Origin of the sequence: Allocoleopsis sp. (assembly GCF_036703385.1) — a bacterium.
Lineage (GTDB): Bacteria > Cyanobacteriota > Cyanobacteriia > Cyanobacteriales > Coleofasciculaceae > Allocoleopsis.
In genome coordinates, this window is the sequence record NZ_DATNPA010000252.1 from 1 (window position 1) to 8950 (window position 8950).

The following is an 8950-nucleotide window of genomic DNA, read 5'->3' on the forward strand; positions in this document are numbered from 1 at the left end:
AGTCCGGTGTACAGGTGTTTCTGTTTGGGGGAAATGATACTCGACTGCAAATTGGGGAACAATTAGGGGCATCTCGAACGTTTAACTACCATCAGTTGCCGGATGTACCAGCACAGGTGCGAGACTTAACGGAAGGATGGGGGGCTGATGTAGTGATTGAAGCAACAGGTATCCCGGCCGTATGGGAACAGGCGATCGCATCGGGTCGCCCTGGTGCCACCATTAACTTATTTGGCGGCTGTCCCCGCGATACCACGATTACCATCAGTACCGAACAGCTACATTACAACGCCCTGACTCTCAAAGGGGTCTTCCACAACACACCCATCCATGTGCGCGAAGCCCTAGCCCTGTTGGCGAGTCGAGTCATCCCTTTTGAGCAGCTAATCACTGACCATCGACCGCTTCAAGATTTGGCGCAGGCGTTTGAAGATATGAAGAATCGTAAAGCTATTAAGGTGGCAATTGAACCAGGGAGATAGGGATGTTAAATCAAAAGTCAAACGTTAACCGATTGGGGATTTGGAATGTGGGATTGGGAATGAAAAATTCCCTCAACGGCAAAAGGTCAGAGGCGAAAAGAATTCTCCTTTTACCGCTGACTCTTTTCCTTGTGCCCTTTTCCTTGTCCCTGTTTCCTGCAACTGCCAACGCCTTACCGGGTCAGAGGACGGATGTCGTCGCAGCCTGGATTAATGCCAACCCAACCCTGCGACCGGGTATTGGGGATGGACTACGTGTCACCAAAAGCAACACACCTGCCCAGCGATTTACCTTCCAAGCCTCCGTACTGCCTCCAGGTCGCCTCACAACTCCGAAAGACCGAGGGACAATCCGCACTGAGCGCATGACTTTCTATGATATGACCAACGGCGTGACTCTTGAGCGGCTGAAGGAATCGCTACGGGTGATCTATGGCCTTACGGTCTATGAAGATTTTGATCGCGCCCAACTGGTGTACGACTATCCCGTCCCACAAACCATAGATTTATCACGGCGGCAGAATCGCCGTTTGTTGGAGCAACAGCAGGGCGAACTGCGGGTAGGAGACCGCTTTGCCTATTGGTTGGAGATTACCCAAACCGAGAGTGGGAAGGCGTTCAATGGGCAAATCACAGTATTCCTCAAACAAGATTTAGACAAGCTACAAGCCGAATTGCGCGATCGCTAGCACCCAGGAAAAAAGCAAAAACCCAAAAATATCTTGACCAAAAATCAAAAAGGTCTCAAGCCCACCACTGAAAGTCGTGAGGAAAATCCAAAATCCCCAATCCCAAATCCCAAATCGAATGACTTGGCAACCTTGCCTAATTAGCTGATACCCAATCCCGTGTCACAGCCGCTGACCTAGCTTTACTCACTATGCCAGACTCCAGCAAAAATACTCTTGACGGCTCTTGAAATTCGCTTTAAATCTTCACTAAGCAGCGGTGGCCAGTCCACCCCAGCCAGAAGCCCAGCGTCAAAATGTTGTCGGCTCTCAAGAGATAACAGATAAAGGGAGTAAACGAGTTCTCGGTCAAGAGCGGAGGTCGTTCGTAGAGCCTCAAATACGACTTTTAAGGCTAACAAAAGACTGGTCACTTGACCCGGAATGGGTGCCTTTCTCTGCTTCAGGCGCACAAGGAAAGCATCAGTATTTTGGTCAGAGGAGGTTCCCTGATAAATTAAAAAACTACGGGCTGTTTTGTAATCCATTGATTGTCAAATGCCACCTTCCTAGAGCGTGTTCTACTGGAGCTAATGCCTACAATTTTTACATTGGATGGGTCAAATCCAACACATCCCATCGTGTACTGTTTTATCAAAATACTCCCTGATCCGCTTGACAGCCTGCAAGCTTTATTTTAGTATCCGCTTAAGCTAGCTTCATGCAACCCGCACAATTCCCTTCAGTTCCCTACATTTGATGTTGTTGTGATGAGTAAGTGAATGTGCTATAAATAGATCCTTTGAGACCTTATAGGGTGGAGTACAAGAATAAGAATGAAACAAGTGGGAACTCATCTGGTTGTTGATGCATGGGGAGCACCGGAAGACCTTCTCAATGACCCTGAGGGAATTCGCCGCGCCATTATGGATGCAATTGAAGCTGGAGAAGCTACCCTTATCGATTTGTGTGTACACCAGTTTAGTCCCCACGGAGTAACAGCAACTGCTACATTAGCCGAGTCTCATATCGCCATCCATACTTGGCCTGAACACGGATATTTCGCGGCTGACCTATTCTTTTGCGGTCGTGGTAAGCCGGCAGAGGCCATGAAACTGCTAGAAACAGCGCTAAAAGCCAAGGAAGTCAGAACGAGGGAAATCCCCCGTGGTTTTGATAAAGCTGTACAGAGCAATGGGCGATTGGAAGATTTTGCTTACCAGACAGTTGGGTAAGCTGTTGCTTCGTGACGAATAATCAAGCTGTAATGCAGGGCAAGGGTAACGAAACCTTGCCCTTTATAATTTCTTGCAAACATTAATATCCCTACCCCCTAGAAACGGTGACGATTCCTCCGACATTTCTAGAATTCAGGTATATCGACATTTTGGCAAAATAGAATTATACCGAGTTGCTTTCAGACGTAGTACTTTCTCTCTCCCTTGTCCTCCTTGTCCTCCTATCTACTATCTTTGACTGCAACTTGGTATTAGCCAGAGCCTCTGACTCGCTTAATTTTCCACAAGCAGGCTTTTCGACCCACCCTGAAACTTTGTAAAAACGAGATGCTTTCCTTAAAACTAGCTGTACGATGCAAGTTGTATGGGTCCCAAAAGAGTCGCTCAAATGATGGCGAGCCGTTTTGCGGGTGCGTGTACAGCCATACCCTGCGGGAACCCTTACTGGAAATGGACATGAGAACAGCAAAGCGACTCCGTTAGCGTTAGCGAAGCACTGGAGTTCAGACAAGAACCCAATACCGCACAAGCGGGAAGCGGGTGGGTAACGCCCAACAAGAGCGAAAACAATATGGGTAACGCCCAACAAGAGCGAAAACAATAGAAGTAGAGTCGCCCCAAAGGAGATGAAAATGTTAGAAACCATCTTGGTTTTTGTCTTGGGTTTGACACCACCCATCCTTTCTTTATGGATGATGCGAAGAGCAAAGCAACGCATGGAAGCTAGGCTTTTGGCCGTGAGACAACAGTCATTGGTAAGAGTACCACCCACTAATCAACTGTCTTCAGACCGATATTACCTGGAAGGTGTTGGTTATTTAATCGGTGACATTACCTGCCAATTCAACGCCCGTTCGGCTTACATTCGCTGTGCGATTAATCCATCGGGCCCTTGTGAGAAGTGCCATCATTATGAACCGAAGGAGTGAAAGCTGAAAGATTAAGTCGAATTAGCGAGGATTAGGAAGAAGAGGACGCTAAAGACAGAACGTTTAAGCCTAAAAATAAAGCTGCGATCGTTCCACAAACACAAATTTCCCCCGTTGAAATTTTTCCTAAAACCTCTTCTATAGGTACCAGGGCAATTTCAACCTCTTCTGTAATATCTAGCTGTTGGGTGCTAGATGGATGGGCATTCTCTGCAAGAAATAAATGAATTTTGTTCGTATCCTTAACAGGATTATCATATAACGTGGCTAAAGGAATCATCTGTTCAGCCACATACCCTGTCTCCTCTTCTAGTTCTCTAGCCGCAGCTGTCAGGCTACTCTCAGTCTCGGAGTTAAAGCCGCCACCTGGCAATTCTAATAAAATTTCCCTAACGCCATGACGGTATTGACGAACAAATACAATTTCTCTGTGCTGAGTAACGGCAAGAATCAGGACGATATCAGGTCTAACATTGACAAAAAAGTCATCAATCACTTGACCGCTTGGTAACTCCACCTCATCCCGCCTAACTTGACACCATTGGTTGTCAAATGCCATCTGTGACTTGAGGATTTTCCAAGGCTGTAGAGAACTCATATCAAAATTAGACGCCTTTATACGAACGCTCACAAGGACAAACGAAAATTCTTAGCCTTCAACCTTCAACCTTCAACCTTCAACCTTCAACCTTCAACCTTCAACCTTCAACTCATTTTCCAAGCAGTGAGGGAGAGAGGACACCTAAACATTGATGAAAAAAATCGAGCCAGGGGAAATAGGAACCTGACTCAAGCCTGCACTAAGTTTAGCGAATTAGAGCTATTATATTTTTTTGCAAAATATTTACAGGGTCGTCAAAAATCCAATCAAGCCTTGCCCACTAATCGCTTCTAAAGCTAACAGAGAAATAAAGCCAATCATGGCGAGACGACCATTGAGTACTTCAGCATAGGATGTAAAGCCAGTGCGAGTCGCTTCTTCTACATACATCTTGGGTTCAATGGCAAAGTTGTTCAATTTGCCTTGGTCGTCCGCGATCGCTCCATTACGGCTCATGAATGTCTCCTATTTATCTTATCGGTGTTTCTTCTTGTAACTTAACTTAACAAGATTATTAATTTTTGTAAAAGTTAGCTTAAAAAAGTCAAACTTATGCGTATTGGTATTGAAACTTTCACTGTACATAAGCGGTTCCCCTTAACCATCAGTCGGGGAACAACATCCCAAACGACCAATGTCTGGGTGCGGGTAGAACAGCAGGGAACCGAAGGTTGGGGCGAAGCTTCTCCTTTTTCCATCAGTGGAGATGGGCGGGCAGGCATCTCTCCAGTTTTGCAAAGCACACAGACACTCATAGAAGCCCTACAACTGGTTGCTCAAATCCTGGAAACATTTAGCCCGTGGGAGCGGCAGAAGATTGAGCGGGTGCTAAGGGAAGCAGAAGTGCCGTCTGCGGTTTGTGCCGCCATTGATGTGGCATTGCACGATTGGATGGGCAAGTGGACGAAAATGCCACTATGGCGTTTGTGGGGATTGAACCGCCGTCGGATTGTGCCAACATCGGTTACGGTTGGGATTAATACGCCGGAGGGCGCTCGGCAGCGAGTACGCGACTGGCTGCCGTTGACAGGTGGCAGGGTTTTGAAAATCAAACTCGGCTCTCCTGCGGGAATTGAGGCAGATCGGGAGATGCTGCTGGCTGTTCGAGAAGAAGCGCCCCAGGCGCAGCTTTTGGTTGATGCGAATGGGGGTTGGAGTCTAGAAGAGGCTGTAACGATGTGTGATTGGCTGGCGAGTCAGGGCGTTAAGTATGTGGAACAGCCGCTCCCAGTTGGGCAAGAGGACAAATTGCCCGAATTGCGCGATCGCTCGCCGTTACCCATTTTTGTGGATGAAAGTTGTTTCACCAGCCGCGATATTCCTAAACTCGCCGAGCGCGTGCATGGGATTAACATCAAATTAATGAAATCCGGAGGCTTAACCGAGGCAATGCGGATGGTGCATACAGCAAGGGCGTGTGGGTTGCAGGTGATGTTTGGTTGCTATTCCGACAGCATCCTCGCGAATACGGCAGCGTCTCACCTGTCGCCACTCGCCGATTATCTAGATTTAGATAGTCATCTGAACTTAATAGATGACCCGTTCACGGGAGCAAGCCTTCAGGATGGGCGTCTGATTCCTAGCGATTTACCAGGATTGGGAGTGGAATACCGTGCATCTAACCCCTAACCATCGCGTTGCGGTTTTGCTCCATGAAGGAATTCGCGGTTCCAATGGGAAAACGGGGCTGACATTTTTACGCTACGGTGAAGCTCCTGTCGTGGCAGTGATTGACCAGCAGTGTGCTGGGGAGTCGTTGTCTCAACTCACGAGTATTGAGTGTGATGCCCCGATTGTGGATTCGGTTGCCTCTGCACTGGCTTATCAACCCGATGTCTTACTCATCGGGATTGCACCGTCTGGGGGGGGATTACCGGAGGTGTGGCGACAGGAGGTGAAGCAGGGGGTTGCGGCTGGGTTATCGGTGGTGAATGGGTTGCATAGCCAGATGGCTTCTGACCCAGAGTTACAACGTTTACTGCGACAGGGGCAGTGGATTTGGGATATTCGTCGAGAGCCACAGGGATTAGGGGTAGGGAGTGGAAAGGCGCGATCGCTTCCGTGTCGGCGGGTGTTGACAGTAGGGACGGATATGAGTGTGGGCAAGATGTCCGCAAGTCTGGAGTTGCATCGAGCGGCGCGGTTCAAAGGCATACGCTCAAAGTTCCTGGCAACCGGTCAAGCGGGTGTGATGATTGCGGGGGAGGGAATTCCTTTAGATGCGATACGGGTAGACTTTGCCACCGGAGCTGTAGAGCAGATGGTGATGCGCTCTGGTGAGGATTATGATTTGTTGATTGTTGAAGGGCAAGGTTCACTGTTACATCCGGGTTCAACGGCAACCCTACCCCTGATTCGCGGCACTCAGCCAACGGGATTGGTGTTAGTGCATCGGGCAGGGCAAATTCATATCCGCAATCACGAGCATGTGCCCATTCCGCCATTACCTAAGGTGATTGAGCTGTATGAGACGGTGGCTAGAGCAGGAGGGGCATTTGCGTCGGTGAAAGTGGTGGCGATCGCACTGAATACGGGTCACTTGGATGCTGAATCTGCGTTGCGTGCGATCGAGCAGGTCGGAAGAGAAACAGGGTTACCTTGCACGGATGCGGTTCGGTTAGGCGGGGATTCGCTGGTAGATGCTGTGATGGCTGAGTAATATCATGTCTGAATACGCGATCGCTCTCTATATTCTCACTTCGCCAGCAACTTGGCTGACAATCAGAAGCAGCTACAGAAGGCTAGGCTAATAAGTGATAAATAAGCGTTCGCATATAGGAGCGATTGCTATAACTTTGTTGCTCGGCAAAATTTTATGCCTTACAGTCAATTTACAACAATCACTAAAGTTAAAGAAGCTTTTAACCTCTCCACAATAGAAGGGATTCGCTTTCTGCCAGAGATTGCTCCTATCTTACCTTCCAATACTCTGCAAGATTATTTGGAAGAAACTTTACCCATTGCGATTGCCACGGGCAGCGAAAAAGCACGTTCAGAACTGATTATTACTCCCGTATTGGTAGAGGTACGACGGATTCTTAATCGCAAAGTGACGCTGTTCTCTGGGGAAGATTTTACAGTTGATGAAAGTTTAGGGCTGAATGGACGCTGTGATTTCCTGATTAGTCGCTCTGCTGAAATGCTGGCGATCGAGGCTCCAGCGGTAGTGATTATAGAAGCAAAACAGGCTGACCTCAAAACAGGGTTTGGACAATGCGTGGCTGAGATGGTTGCTGCCCAAAAGTTTAACGATGCTAAGACAAAATCTATCCCAATTATCTATGGCGGCGTCAGCAACGGGGTTCAGTGGCAATTTCTGAAATTGGAAGGGCAAACGATAACTATTGACCTGATAATTTATCCCCTTCCTCCTGTGGAACAAATCTTGGGTTTTTTGGTGTGGATGGTGCAGAACGGTTAGCGATCGCTCTGTGTATTCTTGCTTGTACTCGGCTTCGCTGGTGCTGAAAACAACAATGAAATTGCTGATTGTAGATGTAGAGGCGGTAGAGTAAAGCGATGGATACCACTACGAGAGAGCAGGACATTGTAAAGCAGGTGATTCAACGATACGCCCAGTTCAAACCTTCTCACGGCGATATTCGACTCGACACGGTATTTGACGACACACACAACCGGTATGCACTGATGCAAGTGGGTTGGGATAGAGGACAACGGGTGAGAGGAAATTTGATTTATGTGACTTTGAGTGAAGGCAAGGTTTGGGTGGAATATGACGGGATGGAACAGGGAATTACTAAAGACTTAATCGCCGCAGGCATTCCTCCAGAGCAAATTGTTCTTGCATTTCTTCCTGAAGAGCAAACTGCCGCAACTGCTTAAACTCAAACTGTGATGATAGCTGCACCAAAGCTGTTGTTCGGGCTGTGGCTGCTTTCAATTCAGCCTCAACCAGTCTATCTAACTCTGCTTGTTGTTCTGGAGGAAGTGTCTGTCCTTCATCGCGTGTTGTTCGCCACAGATTCATCAAGTCAGATAAACGCTGTTGCTGCTCGGCACTAAAAAAACACTCAGGACGAAAACTCTGGATAATCAGTAATGTACTAAATTCATTATTAGTGCAATCGCTCGATAAAGCCTCTCCTATCAAATCCAGTTACCAGTTATAGGTGATAAACATCTTTTAGAGTATTACCCTACTTCTTCGGCTTTATCTTCTCAATAAAACCCTCAAAGAGAACCCTAATATCCTCTAAATATTCGTATGCTTTGTCAAACTCATTATACTTGCACATCCTGAGAGCTGCGTTACACTTAGCTGAAATAACTTTAATATCATTCTTTAGTTTAGCTTCAAGGCTTTCAGACTCATTGAGTTTCCTTAGATTTGGAAGTACTTTATCACGTAACTCCTCGAAATCATACTCATCTAGTAGGTCTTCTTCATATTGAGTCTGTAAATCCTTAGCAGCTTGTATCAGAATTTCTAACGGCGAATCTTTGCCAGCATCCCTACCAGAGTCTTGCTGGCGTTCTGGAACCATCAGACTCTATCCTTAGCTGCTTAAAAAATATTAGGAATTTTACCTATATATTTTACATTTTCTCAATCTTGCATTTTCTCAGTAAGCTCGTTCAACCAATAACAACATTTTTCAGTAGAATACTTTAATCTATTAAAATATTTATTTATATTAGATACAGTTTCTTGAGTTACTCCTCTAATTCTTGTGGAATCTCTACCTATTTCATTAAATAGATATTCCAAATCTTTGGCTGCATTAATACATTTTTCGCGGTCTTGCTGACCTAAATCTAGCACTTCCTGTTGAATATGCATTTCATAATGTTTTAAAGCGCCTGATAGACTACTCATAGTATTTTGCATAATTTTAAGATGTTCAATTGTTAATTTAATATCCTGATGTGTAAAATTTAGCGACTGTAATCGCTTAGGTGTTTTCCACCAGTTTATAAACTTTGATAATTCCTCTATACGTAATGACAATTCTTTAGAAATTCGCTGAAATAGCCACGGAGAAATACTAGTAGTGTTAGGAAGATAACTTAA

Annotated in this window: 14 protein-coding genes; 9 read left to right on the forward strand and 5 right to left on the reverse strand. The window is 46.3% G+C overall.

The window, feature by feature from the left end:
* Together V6C93_RS12125 and V6C93_RS12130 are read left to right on the forward strand one after the other, a co-directional pair.
* Positions 1-482: zinc-binding dehydrogenase (locus V6C93_RS12125; RefSeq protein WP_333476917.1), on the forward strand; the 482-nt coding region annotated here is incomplete at its 5' end.
* A 59-nt stretch (positions 483-541) separates the two neighbouring features.
* On the forward strand, positions 542-1171 hold the full coding sequence (locus tag V6C93_RS12130) for a hypothetical protein (RefSeq protein WP_414644164.1): 630 nt from the start codon (positions 542-544) through the stop codon (positions 1169-1171).
* A 182-nt stretch (positions 1172-1353) separates the two neighbouring features.
* On the opposite strand, the gene V6C93_RS12135 is transcribed toward V6C93_RS12130, so the two are convergent.
* Complete coding sequence (locus V6C93_RS12135) at positions 1354-1698, reverse strand: Dethiobiotin synthetase (protein WP_333476919.1); 345 nt, start codon at positions 1696-1698, stop codon at positions 1354-1356.
* A gap of 288 nt (positions 1699-1986) precedes the next feature.
* Here V6C93_RS12135 and speD point away from each other — a divergent pair, with 288 nt between their 5' ends.
* Complete coding sequence (gene speD / locus V6C93_RS12140; RefSeq protein WP_333476920.1) at positions 1987-2385, forward strand: adenosylmethionine decarboxylase; 399 nt, start codon at positions 1987-1989, stop codon at positions 2383-2385.
* Positions 2386-3020: 635 nt separating this feature from the next.
* On the forward strand, positions 3021-3317 hold the full coding sequence (locus V6C93_RS12145) for a DUF6464 family protein (protein ID WP_333476921.1): 297 nt from the start codon (positions 3021-3023) through the stop codon (positions 3315-3317).
* A 31-nt stretch (positions 3318-3348) separates the two neighbouring features.
* Here the strand turns inward: V6C93_RS12145 and V6C93_RS12150 are convergent, their stop codons facing one another.
* Complete coding sequence (locus tag V6C93_RS12150) at positions 3349-3915, reverse strand: NUDIX hydrolase (RefSeq protein WP_333476922.1); 567 nt, start codon at positions 3913-3915, stop codon at positions 3349-3351.
* Between the two features lie 246 nt (positions 3916-4161).
* Positions 4162-4374, reverse strand: a complete 213-nt coding sequence (locus V6C93_RS12155) for a chlorophyll a/b-binding protein (RefSeq protein WP_333476923.1) — start codon at positions 4372-4374, stop codon at positions 4162-4164.
* Between the two features lie 96 nt (positions 4375-4470).
* Here V6C93_RS12155 and V6C93_RS12160 point away from each other — a divergent pair, with 96 nt between their 5' ends.
* The 5 genes from V6C93_RS12160 (at position 4471) to V6C93_RS12180 (ending at position 7941) form a co-directional block, all read left to right on the forward strand.
* Positions 4471-5547, forward strand: a complete 1077-nt coding sequence (locus V6C93_RS12160; protein ID WP_333476924.1) for a dipeptide epimerase — start codon at positions 4471-4473, stop codon at positions 5545-5547.
* Positions 5531-6577 carry a DUF1611 domain-containing protein gene (locus V6C93_RS12165; protein WP_333476925.1) on the forward strand — a complete coding sequence of 349 codons (1047 nt, stop codon included), beginning with the start codon at positions 5531-5533 and terminating at the stop codon, positions 6575-6577. Before V6C93_RS12160 ends, V6C93_RS12165 begins: the two co-directional genes overlap by 17 nt.
* Before the next feature lie 156 nt (positions 6578-6733).
* On the forward strand, positions 6734-7339 hold the full coding sequence (locus V6C93_RS12170; RefSeq protein WP_333476926.1) for a hypothetical protein: 606 nt from the start codon (positions 6734-6736) through the stop codon (positions 7337-7339).
* 98 nt (positions 7340-7437) lie between these two features.
* Positions 7438-7761 carry a XisI protein gene (locus tag V6C93_RS12175; RefSeq protein ID WP_333476927.1) on the forward strand — a complete coding sequence of 108 codons (324 nt, stop codon included), beginning with the start codon at positions 7438-7440 and terminating at the stop codon, positions 7759-7761.
* A 12-nt stretch (positions 7762-7773) separates the two neighbouring features.
* Entirely contained in the window at positions 7774-7941 is a 168-nt protein-coding gene (locus V6C93_RS12180; protein WP_333476928.1) for a hypothetical protein, read from the forward strand.
* Positions 7942-8075: 134 nt separating this feature from the next.
* Here V6C93_RS12180 and V6C93_RS12185 read toward each other — a convergent pair whose 3' ends face one another.
* Together V6C93_RS12185 and V6C93_RS12190 are read right to left on the reverse strand one after the other, a co-directional pair.
* Positions 8076-8423 (reverse strand): hypothetical protein, encoded by a 348-nt coding sequence (locus V6C93_RS12185; RefSeq protein ID WP_333476929.1) that lies wholly within the window; start codon positions 8421-8423, stop codon positions 8076-8078.
* A 62-nt stretch (positions 8424-8485) separates the two neighbouring features.
* Positions 8486-8950: hypothetical protein (locus V6C93_RS12190; protein WP_333476930.1), on the reverse strand; the 465-nt coding region annotated here is incomplete at its 5' end.

Excerpts from the sequence above, each read along its gene's own strand:
- V6C93_RS12160 (WP_333476924.1), top strand. The coding sequence starts at position 4,471 with ATGCGTATTGGTATTGAAACTTTCACTGTACATAAGCGGTTCCCCTTA.
- V6C93_RS12130 (WP_414644164.1), top strand. The coding sequence starts at position 542 with ATGAAAAATTCCCTCAACGGCAAAAGGTCAGAGGCGAAAAGAATTCTC.
- speD (WP_333476920.1), top strand. The coding sequence starts at position 1,987 with ATGAAACAAGTGGGAACTCATCTGGTTGTTGATGCATGGGGAGCACCG.
- V6C93_RS12185 (WP_333476929.1), bottom strand. The coding sequence starts at position 8,423 with ATGGTTCCAGAACGCCAGCAAGACTCTGGTAGGGATGCTGGCAAAGAT.
- V6C93_RS12145 (WP_333476921.1), top strand. The coding sequence starts at position 3,021 with ATGTTAGAAACCATCTTGGTTTTTGTCTTGGGTTTGACACCACCCATC.
- V6C93_RS12150 (WP_333476922.1), bottom strand. The coding sequence starts at position 3,915 with ATGAGTTCTCTACAGCCTTGGAAAATCCTCAAGTCACAGATGGCATTT.
- V6C93_RS12175 (WP_333476927.1), top strand. The coding sequence starts at position 7,438 with ATGGATACCACTACGAGAGAGCAGGACATTGTAAAGCAGGTGATTCAA.
- V6C93_RS12135 (WP_333476919.1), bottom strand. The coding sequence starts at position 1,698 with ATGGATTACAAAACAGCCCGTAGTTTTTTAATTTATCAGGGAACCTCC.
- V6C93_RS12180 (WP_333476928.1), top strand. The coding sequence starts at position 7,774 with ATGATAGCTGCACCAAAGCTGTTGTTCGGGCTGTGGCTGCTTTCAATT.
- V6C93_RS12170 (WP_333476926.1), top strand. The coding sequence starts at position 6,734 with ATGCCTTACAGTCAATTTACAACAATCACTAAAGTTAAAGAAGCTTTT.
- V6C93_RS12155 (WP_333476923.1), bottom strand. The coding sequence starts at position 4,374 with ATGAGCCGTAATGGAGCGATCGCGGACGACCAAGGCAAATTGAACAAC.